Origin of the sequence: Enterobacter sp. TCD1-1, assembly GCF_020567405.1 — a bacterium.
In the GTDB taxonomy this organism is placed as follows: domain Bacteria; phylum Pseudomonadota; class Gammaproteobacteria; order Enterobacterales; family Enterobacteriaceae; genus Enterobacter; species Enterobacter quasiroggenkampii.
Window position 1 is genome coordinate 1,502,080 of sequence record NZ_JAJCXF010000001.1, and the last position, 15,132, is coordinate 1,517,211.

Annotated in this window: 15 protein-coding genes; 9 read left to right on the forward strand and 6 right to left on the reverse strand. The window is 59.9% G+C overall.

Annotated features, from left to right (window positions below):
- Nucleotides 1-98: 98 nt before the first annotated feature.
- The 3 genes from LJA86_RS07240 to LJA86_RS07250 form a co-directional block, all read right to left on the reverse strand.
- Complete coding sequence (locus LJA86_RS07240; RefSeq protein ID WP_229225907.1) at nt 99-989, reverse strand: aminoimidazole riboside kinase; 891 nt, start codon at nt 987-989, stop codon at nt 99-101.
- An 88-nt stretch (nt 990-1,077) separates the two neighbouring features.
- Nucleotides 1,078-2,289 (reverse strand): diguanylate phosphodiesterase, encoded by a 1,212-nt coding sequence (locus LJA86_RS07245; protein WP_229225908.1) that lies wholly within the window; start codon nt 2,287-2,289, stop codon nt 1,078-1,080.
- 95 nt (nt 2,290-2,384) lie between these two features.
- Nucleotides 2,385-3,866, reverse strand: a complete 1,482-nt coding sequence (locus LJA86_RS07250; RefSeq protein ID WP_229225909.1) for an alpha/beta hydrolase — start codon at nt 3,864-3,866, stop codon at nt 2,385-2,387.
- Nucleotides 3,867-4,131: 265 nt separating this feature from the next.
- Here LJA86_RS07250 and LJA86_RS07255 point away from each other — a divergent pair, with 265 nt between their 5' ends.
- Genes LJA86_RS07255 through LJA86_RS07285 form a run of 7 tightly spaced genes read left to right on the forward strand, consistent with a single transcriptional unit; the run spans nt 4,132 to nt 10,965 of the window.
- A complete protein-coding gene (locus LJA86_RS07255) occupies nt 4,132-4,986 on the forward strand; it encodes a MurR/RpiR family transcriptional regulator (protein WP_229225910.1) in 855 nt (284 codons plus the stop codon).
- A 12-nt stretch (nt 4,987-4,998) separates the two neighbouring features.
- On the forward strand, nt 4,999-5,574 hold the full coding sequence (gene ddpX / locus LJA86_RS07260; protein ID WP_025911023.1) for a D-alanyl-D-alanine dipeptidase: 576 nt from the start codon (nt 4,999-5,001) through the stop codon (nt 5,572-5,574).
- A 15-nt stretch (nt 5,575-5,589) separates the two neighbouring features.
- The gene (locus tag LJA86_RS07265; RefSeq protein ID WP_229225911.1) at nt 5,590-7,122 is read left to right on the forward strand and encodes an ABC transporter substrate-binding protein; all 1,533 of its coding nucleotides are present in this window, start codon (nt 5,590-5,592) and stop codon (nt 7,120-7,122) included.
- Between the two features lie 22 nt (nt 7,123-7,144).
- On the forward strand, nt 7,145-8,167 hold the full coding sequence (locus tag LJA86_RS07270) for an ABC transporter permease (protein WP_023327529.1): 1,023 nt from the start codon (nt 7,145-7,147) through the stop codon (nt 8,165-8,167).
- On the forward strand, nt 8,164-9,057 hold the full coding sequence (gene ddpC, locus LJA86_RS07275) for a D,D-dipeptide ABC transporter permease (protein ID WP_229225912.1): 894 nt from the start codon (nt 8,164-8,166) through the stop codon (nt 9,055-9,057). Before LJA86_RS07270 ends, ddpC begins: the two co-directional genes overlap by 4 nt.
- Nucleotides 9,057-10,043 carry an ABC transporter ATP-binding protein gene (locus tag LJA86_RS07280; RefSeq protein ID WP_229225913.1) on the forward strand — a complete coding sequence of 329 codons (987 nt, stop codon included), beginning with the start codon at nt 9,057-9,059 and terminating at the stop codon, nt 10,041-10,043. Before ddpC ends, LJA86_RS07280 begins: the two co-directional genes overlap by 1 nt.
- Nucleotides 10,036-10,965 carry an oligopeptide/dipeptide ABC transporter ATP-binding protein gene (locus LJA86_RS07285; protein WP_045908778.1) on the forward strand — a complete coding sequence of 310 codons (930 nt, stop codon included), beginning with the start codon at nt 10,036-10,038 and terminating at the stop codon, nt 10,963-10,965. The genes LJA86_RS07280 and LJA86_RS07285 overlap by 8 nt, the downstream gene beginning before the upstream one ends.
- Here LJA86_RS07285 and LJA86_RS07290 read toward each other — a convergent pair.
- Nucleotides 10,962-11,711, reverse strand: coding sequence for an SDR family NAD(P)-dependent oxidoreductase (locus tag LJA86_RS07290; RefSeq protein ID WP_229225914.1), 750 nt, complete (start codon nt 11,709-11,711; stop codon nt 10,962-10,964). The genes LJA86_RS07285 and LJA86_RS07290 overlap by 4 nt on opposite strands.
- Before the next feature lie 115 nt (nt 11,712-11,826).
- Between LJA86_RS07290 and LJA86_RS07295 the strand changes: the two genes are divergently transcribed.
- Entirely contained in the window at nt 11,827-12,732 is a 906-nt protein-coding gene (locus LJA86_RS07295; protein WP_229225915.1) for a LysR family transcriptional regulator, read from the forward strand.
- 23 nt (nt 12,733-12,755) lie between these two features.
- Here LJA86_RS07295 and LJA86_RS07300 read toward each other — a convergent pair whose 3' ends face one another.
- Nucleotides 12,756-13,184, reverse strand: coding sequence for an OsmC family protein (locus LJA86_RS07300; protein WP_008501708.1), 429 nt, complete (start codon nt 13,182-13,184; stop codon nt 12,756-12,758).
- Nucleotides 13,185-13,259: 75 nt separating this feature from the next.
- Complete coding sequence (locus tag LJA86_RS07305; protein ID WP_229225916.1) at nt 13,260-14,141, reverse strand: LysR family transcriptional regulator; 882 nt, start codon at nt 14,139-14,141, stop codon at nt 13,260-13,262.
- A gap of 110 nt (nt 14,142-14,251) precedes the next feature.
- On the opposite strand from LJA86_RS07305, the gene LJA86_RS07310 reads away from it, so the two are divergent.
- On the forward strand, nt 14,252-15,103 hold the full coding sequence (locus LJA86_RS07310) for a Vmh family MBL fold metallo-hydrolase (RefSeq protein WP_229225917.1): 852 nt from the start codon (nt 14,252-14,254) through the stop codon (nt 15,101-15,103).
- Nucleotides 15,104-15,132: the final 29 nt, after the last annotated feature.

A 15,132-nucleotide genomic window follows, 5' to 3' on the forward strand; every position in this document is an offset into this window, starting at 1 on the left:
GTGAATTTTGGATCGGCAATCTTTTTTGCTAAACCGATTTAGTAAGTGTGATCGAGGCGACAATTCAGGCCGCCGGATGGCGGCCAGGAGAGGAGAAATTACAGGTCGTGCTGCCAGGGCAACGCGGTCATCGCCCCTTTGGCGGTGGTGGCCAGCGCGCCGCAGCGCTGGGCGAGCGCGATAACCGGCGTCAGGTCCTGTCCGGCGGCCAGCCCGTAGAGCAGCCCCGCTACAAAGGCATCGCCCGCACCGGTCGTATCGACGCACTGCACAGGCGTTGCCGGGTAGTGTTTTACGGTACCTTCATGCCACGCGGTTACGCCCGCTTTTCCCTGGGTAACCAGCACCAGACGCGCCGGGCAGCGCTGCATCAGCACCTCCAGACCAACGTTGACCTCCGCGCTGCCGGTGAAAAAGGCCAGCTCTTCTACCGAAAGTTTCACCACGTCGGCGCTTTGCAGGGCCTGCTCCAGGCAGCCATGCAGTGCGTTCTCATCCGGCCAGAGGTCCGGTCGAATATTGGGGTCGAAGCTGACGTAACCGCCCGCCTCACGAATGGCGGCCATCGCCTGAAACGTCGCAGTCCGGCTCGGCTCGGCGCTTAAGGCGATGGAGCAGACGTGCAGCCACTCCCCGGCGCTGAACGTCGGCAGGTCGTCGGGTTCGAGAAACAGATCGGCGCTCGGGCGCACCATGAAGGTAAACGAGCGCTCGCCGTGGTCGTCGAGATCGACCACCACCGTTGAGGTGCGGTGCGCCGGGTCAAGGCGCATCCACCTCACGTCAACCCGCTCGTCAGCGAGCGTTTTCGCCATAAAGCGCCCGAAAGGATCGTCGCCAACCCTGCCGATAAAGGCGCTCTGGCCGCCCAGCCGGGCAATACCGACCGCGACGTTCGCCGGCGCGCCGCCGGGACACTGCAGTAATCGACCTTCTCCATCAGGCAGCAAATCCACTACCGCATCGCCAAGTACCCAGATTTTCTTCATGTGATCCTCGTAGCTAAACTATGTTAAACCGTTTTAGCTATTTAAGCACAGGCTAGGCAAAGGGGAAATAACGGGAGGGAAAATTGGCTTACCGCACCAGATGCGGCCAGTGGATATCGCCGACGCCATTAAGCTGCGGCCGGGCAAAGAGGAATCCCTGAAAGCGGCGGATTCCGGCCGATTCGAGCCAGCACCACTCCTCAATTTTCTCGATGCCTTCGGCCACCAGGGTGATTTCAAGATCGGAGCAGCAGCTGATGATGGAGCGCACAATCGCCTGTTTTGGGCCGCTCAGGTGGATGTTGCTGACAATCTCACGGTCGATTTTAATTTTGTCCGGCTGGAAGCGGGTCAGCAGCGAAAGCCCGGCATAGCCCGAGCCAAAATCATCGATCGCCAGGCCAATCCCCTCGCCGCGAAGCTGCTTGATGGCGCTGTTAAACTGGTTGAGCCCGGAGATCATCTCGTTTTCAGTGACTTCAATGACCACCTGCTCCGGCTGAAGGCCATGTTTTTTAATCTGATCGACCAGAAATTCCACTGCGCCAGGGACATTCACCAGCGACATGGGCAGCAGGTTTACCGCGATTTTATGGCTGCCAATGCCCAGCTTTTCCGCCAGCGCAAAGGCATAGGCTTTTGTCTGGAGATCGACTTCGTAGATGTTGTCCGGGTCGACGGTGCTGAAGAAATGCTCCGGGCTGCCGCCGTCGTTGCCGCGGATAAGCGCCTCAAGGGAGCTGATCTTCCCTTCCGAGGGCTCGACAATAGGCTGCAGCGCGAACTGGCAGGTTTGCCCGGCAATCAGGCCCAGGTGTTCGCCAAAGGGTAGCGTTTCGGTCGAGAGCGTCCATTTGTCCGCGGTGTAGCGTGCCCCCGATGGGACCGGACGTTTACCGGTTATAAAGGTCTGAATAAATTTGAACACCCGATCGTCGGAGGTCAGATAGCTGTCCAGCTTGCTGTAGCGCAGCACCGACTGCAACACCTCTTTCGGCGACTGCGTTTGCAGATCGAACAGCAGCATGCCGACGTTTTCGAAGCGTCTGCGCGGACCATAGTCCCGCAGCAGTTCTACCACCCCGCTGTGCCGCTTGTCCTCACGGATGGTATGGAAAAGTTTGACCACACTCTCTTCCGACCCTTCGAGGATCTGCAGAACCTCATTCCCATTAGCCAGGAGGACGCCGGTAATAGCCAGTTTTGTGTTGCGGCCCCTGGCGCGCGCCACCAGCTCCCGCAGTTCGGTGGACGGGCGGGATAAATTCAACTGGCTTCGGTAGATCAGAGTCGTCAGCACAAAAAGGGGTTCCAATGAGAAAGAGAGGTGCCTTGAAGCTACTATGTAACATACTTAATCAATGCGACCTAACATATTCACGCTACAGGGGAACGTTACTTTTTCTCGTCCCCGATCCGGCTGTTAATCCTTTCCTGCATAAAGTCGTAAAACGGGTTCGAGGTGACCCGCATCAGCGCCTCTTTTCCGACGCTCAATACGGACGTTTCTCCCCAGAGCGCAATCGTCCCCAGGCTGATACCGTAGCGGTTTTTCACCCCAGGTTCGCGACCATAGAGATCGTCATCCGGCGGGAACGGCACCGCAACGTGCGACAGGGAATAGACATCCTGCGGCCAGGACTGGGCAAGCGGCACCACCGTCTCCTGCGTTCTGCCTGCCGGGGTTATTTTCGCCACCGTCGAGAAACTGTGCTCGCTGGCATTGGTGATAATAGTGACACTGTAACGTCTCTGCGCGACCGGTAGCAGCGCCGTGGTGGCCGTCCAGGACGACGGTTTGAAGAGCGGACGGAAGCTCGCCGCCTGGTTGATATCGAACATCACCAGTTCGCTGCCGTTTGCCGGAAGCTGGTCAAACAGGCCACTGACCACCGCGCGGGTACTGACCGTGGAGTCCATCACCGACTGGAACGCCAGCACCGGCGGCAAATTCGCCAGCCTGTTTTCCCGCGCCGCGCGGCCAATCTGCTCCTGCAGGGCCTTCGTCAGCAGCCACGACTGGCGGGCGGCGTTCACCGGGAACGAATTGTATTTATACGGATTATATTCCGGGGAGATATTCAGCCAGGCCGCTTTGGCAAACGGCGGCAGCAGCGCCGGTAGCCCGGCGAAACCGGCGAACCGCGCAAAGGCCGTCACGCCAATCATCGGCGAGAGCAGGATCACCTGCTGCGGTTTACGCAGTGCAGGCGCGTCCAGCGCATCGAGGGCATATTTCATCGCCAGCGCCCCGCCGTTGGAGTAGCCCACCAGATGCAGAGGCACAGCCTCACCCGCCAGACGCGTGGTTTCCCGTACGGCAAGGCGCGTGGCCGCCAGCCACATTTCCCAATCCACGTCCGTCAGCGCACCGGGCGCGGTACCGTGTCCGGGAAGACGCGGGACCACGGCCACAAAGCCGTGCTGCTGATAGTTCACGGCAAGGCGCCTGACGCTGTATGGCGAATCCGTCAGCCCGTGCAGCAGCACCACCGCGCCGCGGGGCTTGCCGGCTGGCATCAGCACAAAGGAGCGGTTGGCATCGGGGGCAAACTGACCGGGCCACACCAGGCTCTGGCGGTAATAGCGGTTTAACGGGGTTTGTTCCTCGCCCGCTGTTTTCGCCGTCACCGCGTTATCCAGATCGGTGAAAATCGCCTTTTCCCGGGCGAGGTACCCGGCAAAATCGGCGTTATCCAGCTCGCGAACGGACATCTCATCTGCCCGCCAGGTGTGCCACAGGTGCAGTTCCGGCCCCTGCTGCGAGAGATACACCCGCACCGCCAGCAGGACGACCAGGACGATCCCCACGACCATTCCTGTTTTCTTTGCAAGCGCGATCAGGCGCACGCTGACTCGCCAGGGCAAATTCGCCATGAGGGATCCCTTTTATGTTCTCAGTGCTTCTATCTTATCAAAAATGTGAACAGGCTGACGTATTCACCAAATTCATACCTGTCCGGTCAGCCAGTGCACCAAAAGTGAACTACGCTGCACAAATGTTGATCATTGGTTAACCAAATATTGCATGAAGTTTACTGTGCAGCGGGTTTTCGCCCGCCTGTGAACATGGCACGCGTCATGCATTGTTAACCAGGTAACACAATTTCGGCCATTGACAGCCTGTTAACAGCGAGGCGGTATGACGACGAAACCTGAGATGTTGAGCCGTATCGAAGCGACGTTCAGCCAGCTGACCCCCAGCGAGAAGCGGGTCGGGAGCTGGCTGCTGGCGCACGCCGCGCAAATCCCGTTTGAAACGGCGGAGAGCGTCGGGCTGGCGAGCGGGACCAGCGGGATTACCGTCGGACGCTTTCTGCGCAAGCTGGGGTATCGCAACCTGGAGGATGCCAAAAAGAGCCTGCGCGCTCCTTACCAGCCCTGGGGCATGAACGAGCGCCTCGACTCCTGGCAGCAGCAGCGCCCCCTGCCCAACCGCCTTCAGCACGCCCTGTCGCTGGAAGTGGACGCCATTACGCAGGTGTATCAGCTGGCGCAAACGGACGCTTTTCGTCAGGTGGTGCACCATCTGGCCCACGCGGACGCGGTCTTTGTGCTAGGGATCCAGTCCACGCGCGGGATCGCCAACGCCTTCTTCAGCCACCTTGAATACCTCCGCCCGCGGGTGAGCTACTCCGAAGGGGCATCCGGCAGCTGGGTGGAATCCCTGAACTCCGGGTTTGCGCACCCTTATGTCGTGCTGACCGATACGCGTACCTACTCCACGATGGCCCGACAGTACTGCCGCGTCGCGAGCGAGAAAGGCATTCCGCTGGCCTTAATCACCGATATCTGGTGCCCGTGGGCGCGGGATTATCCGATTGATTTACTGCAGGTGAAAACCGATACCGGTCATTTCTGGGATTCACTTGCCCCTGTGAGCTGTCTGTTCAACCTGCTGCTGTCGGGTGTGGTGGAAGCGCTGGGTGATGCGCTCCCGGCGCGCCTGGCAGTAAACCGACAATTACAACAAGAGTTTGGTCAATTCGAACGCTAAAGGAGCGGAGCTATGCCCGTAGAGAGTGAACTGATTGATGTGGCGAAGACGTTCCCCACGCTGCATATCGATCTGAAGTACGCCACCGCCGACAATATTACCGGCCGCCCAATTTACCAGGAGGCGCTGTGCCTGCTGCATACCGACGCGGCCACCGCGCTGGCAAAAGCCATCAGCATTGCCACGCTGGCCGGACTGAAGCTGGTGGTTTACGACGCCTATCGGCCACAGCAGGCGCAGGCCCAGCTGTGGGAGGCCTGCCCGAACCCGGAATATGTTGTCGACGTGGCGATTGGCTCCAACCACAGTCGCGGCACGGCCATCGACGTGACCCTGATGGACGAGCATAACGCCGTGCTGGATATGGGCGCCGGTTTTGACGAAATGCATGACCGCTCGCATCCGTATCACCCTTCCGTGCCGCCCCACGCCCAGCGCAACCGTCTGCTGTTGAACGCCATCATGTTCGGCGGCGGTTTTGTCGGGATCGGCAGCGAATGGTGGCACTTCGAACTGCCGAACGCCGCCAGCTACCCGCTGCTTGATGACCGTTTTGCCTGTTTTCCCCTGACGCACACCCCTCTTTAAACCTGGAGCACTGCCATGAAAACATCGCTTCTCTCGACCGTCATTGCCGCCACGCTGGCCCTGAGTGCACCGCTGGCGCTGGCTGCCGTCCCGAAAGACATGCTGGTCATTGGTAAAGCCGCCGATCCGCAAACGCTCGATCCGGCCATCACTATCGATAACAATGACTGGACCGTCACCTATCCGTCCTACCAGCGTCTGGTCAAGTACAAGCCAGGCTCAACCGAGGTGGAAGGCGATCTGTCGACGGGCTGGAAAGCCTCCGACGACCAGAAAGAGTGGACCTTCACCCTGGCGGATAACGCCAAATTCTCCGACGGTACGCCGGTCACCGCCGAGGCGGTCAAACTCTCCTTTGAACGCCTGCTGAAGCTCAGCCAGGGGCCGTCTGAAGCCTTCCCAAAAGATCTGAAAATTGATGCCGTTGATGACCATACGGTGAAATTCACCCTCAGCCAGCCGTTCGCGCCTTTCCTCTACACCCTGGCGAACGACGGCGCCTCCATCATTAACCCGGCGGTGCTGAAGGCCAATGCCGCGGACGACGCGCGCGGCTATCTGGCGCAAAACACCGCCGGGTCCGGGCCGTTTATGCTGAAGAGCTGGCAGAAAGGCCAGCAGCTGGTGCTGGTGCCAAACCCGCACTGGCCGGGCGACAAGCCGCACTTCAAGCGCGTCTCGGTGAAAATTATCGGTGAGAGCGCGTCGCGCCGTCTGCAGCTTTCCCGCGGTGACCTGGACATTGCCGACTCCCTGCCGGTCGATCAGTTGGCGGCCCTGAAGCAGGAAGGGAAAGTCGCCGTCGCCGAATACCCGTCTCTGCGCGTCACCTACCTCTACCTCAACAACAGCAAAGCGCCGCTCAATCAGGTCGATTTACGCCGCGCGGTCTCGTGGGCGACGGACTATCAGGGGATGGTGAAAGGCATTCTGAGCGGCAACGGCAAGCAGATGCGCGGCCCGATCCCGGAAGGCATGTGGGGATTTGACGCCACGGCCATGCAGTACAGCCTCGACGAGGCCAAAGCCAAAGCGGCCCTGGAGAAGGTTAAAGACAAGCCCGCCAGCCTGACCTTCCTCTACTCTGACAACGATCCGAACTGGGAGCCTATCGCGCTTTCAACCCAGGCCAGCCTTGGCAAGATCGGCATTAACGTCAAGCTGGAAAAACTGGCCAACGCCACCATGCGCGACCGCGTCGGCAAAGGCGATTACGACATTGCCATCGGCAACTGGAGCCCGGACTTTGCCGACCCGTACATGTTCATGAACTACTGGTTCGAATCGGACAAAAAAGGGCTGCCGGGCAACCGCTCGTTCTATGAAAACAAAGAGGTCGATTCCCTGCTGCAGGCCGCGCTGAAAACCACCGACCAGGCGGAACGCACCAAAGATTACCAGCAGGCGCAAAAGGTAGTCATCGACGAGGCGGCCTACGTTTATCTGTTCCAGAAGAACTACCAGCTGGCGATGAACAAAGAGGTCAAAGGCTTCACCTTTAATCCGATGCTCGAGCAGGTGTTTAACATCGCCACCATGAGCAAGTAACCGTTTCGCCGGGGGAAAGTGTATGACGTTCTGGAGCATCGTGCGCCAGCGCTGCTGGGGGTTACTCCTGGTGGTGGCCGGTGTCTGTATTATCACTTTTATTATTTCGCACCTGATCCCCGGCGATCCGGCCCGTCTGCTGGCCGGGGACCGCGCCAGCGACGATATCGTGCAGAACATTCGCCAGCAGTTGGGGCTGGATCAGCCACTGTACGTTCAGTTTGGCCGCTACGTGGACGCCCTGGCCCACGGTGATTTAGGCACCTCCATCCGGACCGGCCGTCCGGTTGCGGAAGACCTGAAGGCTTTTTTCCCCGCCACGCTGGAACTGGCCTTTTGTTCCTTGCTGCTGGCGCTGGTCATCGGCGTGCCGCTGGGGATTTTGTCGGCGGTATACCGCAACCGCTGGCTGGATCACCTGGTACGTTTAATGGCGATGACCGGGATCTCCACCCCGGCCTTCTGGCTTGGGCTGGGCGTCATTGTCCTGTTCTACGGGCACCTGCAGATCCTGCCGGGCGGCGGCAGGCTGGACGACTGGCTCGACCCACCTGCCCACGTCACCGGCTTTTATCTGCTGGATGCCCTGCTGGAAGGTAACGGAGAGGTCTTTTTCAATGCGCTGCAGCACCTGATTTTGCCCTCGCTGACGCTGGCGTTTGTTCACCTGGGCATCGTGGCGCGTCAGGTCCGTTCCGCGATGCTGGAGCAGCTTAGCGAAGACTACATTCGCACCGCCCGCGCCAGCGGCCTGCCCGGCTGGTATATCGTCCTGCGCTACGCCCTGCCAAATGCGATGATCCCGTCGATTACCGTGCTCGGGCTGGCGCTGGGCGATCTGCTGTACGGCGCCGTACTGACCGAAACCGTCTTTGCCTGGCCGGGCATGGGAGCCTGGGTGGTGACGTCCATTCAGGCGCTCGATTTCCCTGCCGTGATGGGCTTTGCCGTCGTTGTTTCGCTGGCCTACGTGCTGGTTAATCTGGTGGTCGATCTGCTTTACCTGTGGATTGACCCGCGAATTGGGCGCGGAGGTGCCGAATGATGTTAACGCAGGAAACGCCCGTCCCGGTTAAACCCGTCAGACAACGCATCAACTGGGCAAAGCTGTTCTGGATGCTGCGTCAAAGCCCGCTCACGATCGTTGGTGGCGTCATTATGCTTGTGATGCTTTTCATTATGCTGGCCGCACCGTGGATCTTGCCGCATGACCCGAACGCGCTGGATCTGACCGCGCGCCTGCAGGCGCCGTCTGCGCAGCACTGGTTTGGTACCGACGAGGTGGGCCGCGATCTGTTCAGCCGCGTGCTGGCGGGCAGCCAGCAGTCCATTACCGCCGGACTGGCGGTGGTGGTGATTGCGGGCGGCATCGGTTCGCTGCTGGGCTGTCTGTCCGGCGTGCTGGGCGGGCGCGGCGACGCCGTCATCATGCGGGTGATGGACATTATGCTCTCGATACCTTCCCTGGTGCTGACCATGGCGCTGGCCGCCGCGCTCGGGCCGAGCCTGTTTAACGCCATGCTGGCGATTGCGATTGTCCGCATTCCGTTTTACGTCCGCCTGGCACGCGGCCAAACCCTGGTGGTGCGCCAGTTTACCTACGTGCAGGCCGCCCGCACCTTTGGCGCCTCCCGCTGGCATTTGATCCGCTGGCACATCCTGCGCAACGCCCTGCCGCCGCTGATCGTGCAGGCGTCGCTGGACATCGGCAGCGCCATCCTGATGGCCGCCACGCTGGGGTTTATTGGCCTGGGGGCGCAGCAGCCGACCGCCGAATGGGGCGCGATGGTGGCCGTCGGCCGTAACTACGTTCTGGACCAGTGGTGGTACTGCGCGTTTCCCGGTGCGGCGATTTTGATAACCGCCGTGGGCTTTAACCTGTTTGGCGACGGTATCCGCGATCTGCTGGATCCGAAATCGGGAGGTAAACAGTGATGACCGATCCGGTACTCAAGATTGAAGACCTGCATCTGAGCTTCCCCATTTTTCGCGGCGAGGTTCACGCGCTGAACCACGTCTCGCTGGAGATCGGCAGGGGTGAAATTGTCGGCGTGGTGGGCGAATCCGGTTCAGGTAAATCGGTGACCGCCATGCTCGCCATGCGGCTGCTGCCGGAAGGCAGCTACCGTATTCATCATGGCCAGGTGAAATTACTCGGCGAAAACGTCCTGACGGCGTCCGAGAAACAGCTTCGCCAGTGGCGCGGCGCAAAGGTCGCGATGATTTTTCAGGAGCCCATGACCGCCCTCAACCCGACGCGGCGGATTGGCAAACAGATGGTCGAGGTGATCCGCCAGCATCAGCCGCTTTCCCGGCATGAGGCGCAGCAGAAGGCGATTACCCTGCTGGAAGAGATGCAAATCCCGGATGCGAAAGCGGTCATGGCGCGCTATCCGTTTGAGCTGTCCGGCGGGATGCGCCAGCGGGTGATGATCGCCCTTGCCTTCTCCTGCGAGCCGGAGCTGATTATCGCCGACGAACCGACCACCGCGCTGGACGTCACCGTCCAGCTGCAGGTGCTGCGCCTGCTGAAGCACAAGGCACGGGCCAGCGGCACCTCGGTGCTGTTTATCAGCCACGATATGGCCGTGGTGTCCCAGCTCTGCGACAGAGTGTACGTGATGTATGCGGGCAGCGTGATCGAGAGCGGTGCCACGCAAACGCTGATCCATCAGCCTGTGCATCCCTATTCCATTGGCCTGCTGCAGTGCGCGCCGGAAAACGGCCAGCCGCGGGCCCCGCTTCCCGCCATCCCCGGCACGGTCCCCAACCTCAGCCAGCTTCCGCAGGGATGCGCGTTCCGCGAGCGCTGCTTTGCCGCCGGGACGAAATGCAGCGAAACACCGCGCTTACAGCCCCATGGTGCAGAGGGCCAACAGGCTGCCTGCTGGTATCCACAACGGGAGAAAGTCCATGTCTGATGTACTGCTGGAACTGGATAGCGTGCACGTCAATTTTGCGGCACGTAAAAACTGGCTGGGCCGCGTGACGGAACAGGTTCACGCGCTCAACGGGCTCGACCTTGAAATCCGTCGGGGAGAGACGCTTGGCATTGTCGGGGAGTCCGGCTGCGGGAAAAGCACGCTGGCCCAGCTGCTGATGGGCATGCTTAAGCCCAGCACCGGCGCCTGCCAGCGGGCGCACCACGCGGGCGGCATGCAGATGGTGTTTCAGGATCCGCTCTCTTCGCTCGACCCGCGCCTGCCGGTCTGGCGCATTATCACCGAGCCGGTGTGGGTACAAAAGCGCAGCAGCGAGCGCGAACGCCGTCAGCTGGCTGAAAACCTGGCGCTACAGGTGGGCATTCGCCCGGAGTATCTCGACCGGCTTCCGCACGCCTTCTCCGGCGGGCAGCGCCAGCGCATTGCCATCGCCCGGGCGCTCTCGTCCGATCCGGATATCATCGTGCTCGATGAACCCACCAGCGCACTGGATATCTCCGTGCAGGCGCAGATCCTCAACCTGCTGGTGACCCTGCAACAGCAGCGAAATCTTACCTACGTGTTGATCTCACATAACGTCTCGGTGGTCAGGCACATGAGCGACCGCGTGGCGGTGATGTACCTTGGGCAGATTGTGGAGCTGGGCAGCGCCGCTCAGGTGCTAGGGGAGCCGCGCCATCCTTACACTCGTCTGCTGCTCGATTCGGTTCCCCGCACCGGTGAACCGCTGGATGAGACGCTGGCCTTACGCAAAACGGAGCTTCCCGGCAACCGTCATCTGCCCGAAGGCTGTTTTTTCCGTGACCGATGCCCGATGGCCGCGCAGGGGTGCGAACGTCCTCAGCCGTTACAGCCCTCTCGCGAGGGCCGTGATGTCCGCTGCTGGCGCAGTCTGGGTTAAATTTGCGCCATCCCACCGTCCACGAACAGCTCGGTGGCGTTAATAAAGCTGGCCGCGTCGGAGGCCAGAAACGCCACCGCTTTACCCACCTCATCCGGCGCGCCTAAACGGCCGAGCGGCACCTGTGCGGCCAGCGCGTCGTACAGCCCCTGACGATGTTCTTCCGGCACCAGATCGCCGAGGCCAGGGGTTTTGATCGGCCCCGGGCTTACCACGTTGACGCGGATCCCACGGCCCTGCAAATCCAGCGCCCAGGAGCGGGCAAAGTTGCGCACGGCGGCCTTGCTGGCGCTGTAGACGCTAAAGTTTGCCGTCCCTTTAATGGACACCGTCGAGCCGGTCAGAATAATCGAGGATCCGGCGGACAGCAGCGGCAGCGCCTTCTGTACCGTAAACAGCACCCCGCGGACGTTGGTGCCGAAAATCCGGTCAAATTGCTCTTCGGTTATCGCGCCCAGCGGCAGCATATCGCCGCCACCCGCATTGGCGAACAGAATATCGAGGCGGCCTTCTTCTTTGGCTATCCGGGCATAGACCTCGTCCAGGTCCGCCAGTTTTGACACGTCAGCGCGAATGCCCACTGCCGTTGAAGCGATTTCAGCCACCGCCGCGTCCAGCTCGGCCTGACGTCGTCCGGTGACGTACACCTTCGCGCCCTGTGCAGCAAGCTCCTGCGCCGTGGCAAGACCGATGCCGGTGCTGCCGCCGGTGACCAGTGCGATTTTTCCTGAGAGAGTCGTGTTCATGTCATTTACCTTTTGTTGGGTTTGCGTTGGACAAACTTTAGCCCTTGCCGGATTAGTGAAAAACCGGCAAAAATGAAAATGACTATTCACACACAGAAATAATCAGGGGAGCCTAATGGACCAGCTAATGGCGATGCGCGCGTTTACCCGGGTGGTGGAAACCGGCAGCTTTACCCGCGCGGCGGACTCGCTGAACATGCCCATCGCCACCCTGAGCAAGCTGGTGAAATCGCTTGAGGCGCATCTTGAAATACGCCTCCTGCACCGGACGACTCGCCGGGTGGTCGCGACGCCGGAAGGGGCGGATTACTATGAAAAAGCGCTCAGAGTCTTGATAGATATAGAAGATATCGACACCGCGTTTCGCGTTTCCCGCGCGACGCCCAAAGGGCATTTGCGGGTTGACGTGGGCGGCTCCACCGCCCGGGACGTGCTTATTCCCCTGCTGCCGGCTTTTATGCAGCGTTATCCGGAAATCCGCATCGACCTTGGGGTAGCCGATCGTCCGGTGGATCTTATCAGCGGTAACGTAGACTGCGTCATCCGCGGCGGCCCGCTGAACGACTCGACCCTCATCGCCCGCCATATTGGCAACGCCGAAATGGTTACCTGCGCGACGCCGGGTTACCTGAAAAACCATGGCGTTCCGGCCTATCCGCAGGAGCTGTGCAACGGCCACAAGCTCATTAGCTACCTCTCGCCCGTCACCGGGCGGGCATTTCCGTTTCGCTTCAGAGAGAACGGCGAGACGCTGGAAATCAATATTCCGCATTATCTCGGCGTAAACGAAAGTAATGCCCATCTGGCGGCTGCCGCAGCGGGATTGGGGATCGTTCAGACGTTTGAGTATTCGGCAAATGCGTATTTACAGGCGGGTACGCTGACGGCGATCCTGAGCGACTGGCGCCCTGCCGCCTATCCGTTTCATGTGGTTTACCCTCAGAACCGGCATCTGACGCACCGTCTTAAGGTGTTTATTGCGTGGCTGGCGGAAGTGTTTCCCGCCGCACTGAAGGGATAGCCGGGCGCAAACCCGGCAGGGAGTTAATTTAGCGTGTAGTCCAGGGTAATCTCGGCTTTCAGGAGCTGCGAAACCGGGCAGCCCGCTTTCGCTTTCTGAATAATACCGTCAAACTGCTGAGGGGCGATGCCGGGAACGGTCACCTTGCTTTTCAGGGCAACCTTCGTAATCGCAAAGCCGCCGTCGGTTTTATCCAGAGAGACGTCCGCGGTGGTATCAATAGCGTCGGCGGTATAGCCCGCTTCACCAAGCATCAGCGACAGCGCCATCGAAAAACAGGCCGCATGTGCCGCGCCGATCAGCTCTTCCGGGTTGGTCCCCTTTTCACCCTCAAAGCGGGTATTGAAACCATAAGGCTGCTGATTGAGAACGCCGCTCTCGGTGGAAACCGTCCCTTTACCGCGCTTAATGTCGCCAGACCAGTGTGCCGAACCGTGCTTATGAATAGTCATTCTTGCTCTCCTTTTGGCTTACAAAGAGTTAAGTATAGAAGGCTGTCCGGATTCTGCGGGCAAGACAGACGAGTCTTAGTCACTGAGTAAATGGTGCGCCAGCGCGTCGAGGAACACCCGCAGCGCGGCAGGCTGGTATTCACGGGACTGATAAATGCCATGGATGGCCAGCGGTTTCGGCTCCAGCGTCTCCAGTACCGGCACCAGTATTCCCTGCGCCAGCGCGGCACGCGCTTCGCGCTCCGGCAGCATGGCGATACCGCAGTGCTTAATCGCCGCATCCATCAGCAGCGAAGAGATGCTGGCGCTCAGGTTGCCGCTGACGGCCACGCTCAGGCTCTCGCCTTCCGGCGTCAGGAAGTGCCAGGACTGCCCGGCAAAAAAGCTGTAGTGCAGGCAGTTATGCTGGGCTAACTCTTCGGGACTGACGGGAATACCGTGTTGTGCCAGATACTCCGGCGAAGCGCAGAGCACCGAGCGACACTCCCCCAGCCGGCGGGCAATCATGCCGGGTTCGGGGTTATCCGTAATGCGCACGGCGACATCAATGCGTTCTCCCACCAGGCTCACCGGATGGTTGTTCACATCCAGTTCGATGCGCAGCTGCGGGTAGCGCGAGAGCAGACCGGGCAGCACCGGCGCAATCAGGTGCATCGCGGTAAAGTGCGCGCAGGCCACCCGCAGGGTACCTGACGGGAGATCTTTCTCTGACTGGCCTTCAATTTCCTGCGAGATCTGCGAGAGCGTCCGCGTTTTTTGCAGCACCTTTTCCCCTGCCGCAGTCAGCGTCAGCTTGCGCGTGGAGCGGTTTACCAGACGCGTACCTGCCCACTTTTCCATCTGTTCAAGGTAGCGGCTCACCATCGGTCGGGAAATACCCAGCGCGCGGGCCGCCGCGCTCAAACTTCCCAGCTCGCATATTCGGTTGTAAACCTGAGCGGCAATAACGCGATCCATATAAGCTCCATTTGCTCGATTTATGAAACTAAGCATGTCCTGTTTCAGGAATTCTGGCAAATGCGATTATCCGTACAATAGAGACATTCCTGAACAACAGAGACAACAGCATGAAATTCACTCAACTTGCCCTGCTTTCCACGCTTTTCACTCCGGCTGTTTTTGCCGCACCGTTGAGCATTGATACCTATAACCCGCAGGAGAAAGGCATTTTCGCGGTCTCCTCCACGCTGGTTTCCGGCCCGAAAGAAGCGGTGCTGTTTGACGCGCAGTTTAGCGTGAAGGATGGCGAAGCGCTGGTAGAGAAAATTCGTCAAAGCGGTAAAACCCTGAACAAGATTGTGATCACCTCCGGCGATCCGGATTTCTATTTTGGCCTGCAGCCGCTGGTCAAAGCCTTCCCGAACGCCAAAGTGGTGGCCACGCAGCATGTGGTTGACCACATCAAGGCTACCAAAGACGCCAAGCTCGCCTTCTGGGGTCCGCAGATGAAAGACGGCGCGCCAACCGAGCTGGTCGTCCCGCAGGTGCTCGCCTCCACCACGTTTATGGTGGACGGAGAAAAGATCGATATCGAACAGCCTGACAGCTACGCGGCCTATGTGTGGATCCCGTCAGCGAAAACCATCCTCGGCGGCACCGGGGTAGCCTGGGGAATTCACGTCTGGACGGCAGACACCCAGACAGCGGAAAGCCGTAAGCAGTGGCAGGAAACGCTGGTGAATATGGCGGCGCACAAACCCGAGCGCGTCATCCCGGGTCACTATCTGGGCACCCCACCAGCCGGGACGGGGGCGATTGATTTTACCCGTGACTATCTCCAGCGCTTTGAAAAGGCCTTATCCGTTCATAAAGATTCTGCAGGCGTCATCAGCACCCTGAAAAAACAGTATCCGAACCTGGCTGAAGAGAGCTCGCTGGAATTAAGCGCTAAGGTGAATACCGGCGAAATGAAGTGGTAATGTAAACTCTGCTCCTGCTATATTTTCGT

Excerpts from the sequence above, each read along its gene's own strand:
- LJA86_RS07240 (WP_229225907.1), bottom strand. The coding sequence starts at position 989 with ATGAAGAAAATCTGGGTACTTGGCGATGCGGTAGTGGATTTGCTGCCT.
- LJA86_RS07250 (WP_229225909.1), bottom strand. The coding sequence starts at position 3,866 with ATGGCGAATTTGCCCTGGCGAGTCAGCGTGCGCCTGATCGCGCTTGCA.
- LJA86_RS07255 (WP_229225910.1), top strand. The coding sequence starts at position 4,132 with ATGACGACGAAACCTGAGATGTTGAGCCGTATCGAAGCGACGTTCAGC.
- ddpX (WP_025911023.1), top strand. The coding sequence starts at position 4,999 with ATGCCCGTAGAGAGTGAACTGATTGATGTGGCGAAGACGTTCCCCACG.
- LJA86_RS07265 (WP_229225911.1), top strand. The coding sequence starts at position 5,590 with ATGAAAACATCGCTTCTCTCGACCGTCATTGCCGCCACGCTGGCCCTG.
- LJA86_RS07270 (WP_023327529.1), top strand. The coding sequence starts at position 7,145 with ATGACGTTCTGGAGCATCGTGCGCCAGCGCTGCTGGGGGTTACTCCTG.
- ddpC (WP_229225912.1), top strand. The coding sequence starts at position 8,164 with ATGATGTTAACGCAGGAAACGCCCGTCCCGGTTAAACCCGTCAGACAA.
- LJA86_RS07280 (WP_229225913.1), top strand. The coding sequence starts at position 9,057 with ATGACCGATCCGGTACTCAAGATTGAAGACCTGCATCTGAGCTTCCCC.
- LJA86_RS07285 (WP_045908778.1), top strand. The coding sequence starts at position 10,036 with ATGTCTGATGTACTGCTGGAACTGGATAGCGTGCACGTCAATTTTGCG.
- LJA86_RS07290 (WP_229225914.1), bottom strand. The coding sequence starts at position 11,711 with ATGAACACGACTCTCTCAGGAAAAATCGCACTGGTCACCGGCGGCAGC.
- LJA86_RS07295 (WP_229225915.1), top strand. The coding sequence starts at position 11,827 with ATGGACCAGCTAATGGCGATGCGCGCGTTTACCCGGGTGGTGGAAACC.
- LJA86_RS07300 (WP_008501708.1), bottom strand. The coding sequence starts at position 13,184 with ATGACTATTCATAAGCACGGTTCGGCACACTGGTCTGGCGACATTAAG.
- LJA86_RS07305 (WP_229225916.1), bottom strand. The coding sequence starts at position 14,141 with ATGGATCGCGTTATTGCCGCTCAGGTTTACAACCGAATATGCGAGCTG.
- LJA86_RS07310 (WP_229225917.1), top strand. The coding sequence starts at position 14,252 with ATGAAATTCACTCAACTTGCCCTGCTTTCCACGCTTTTCACTCCGGCT.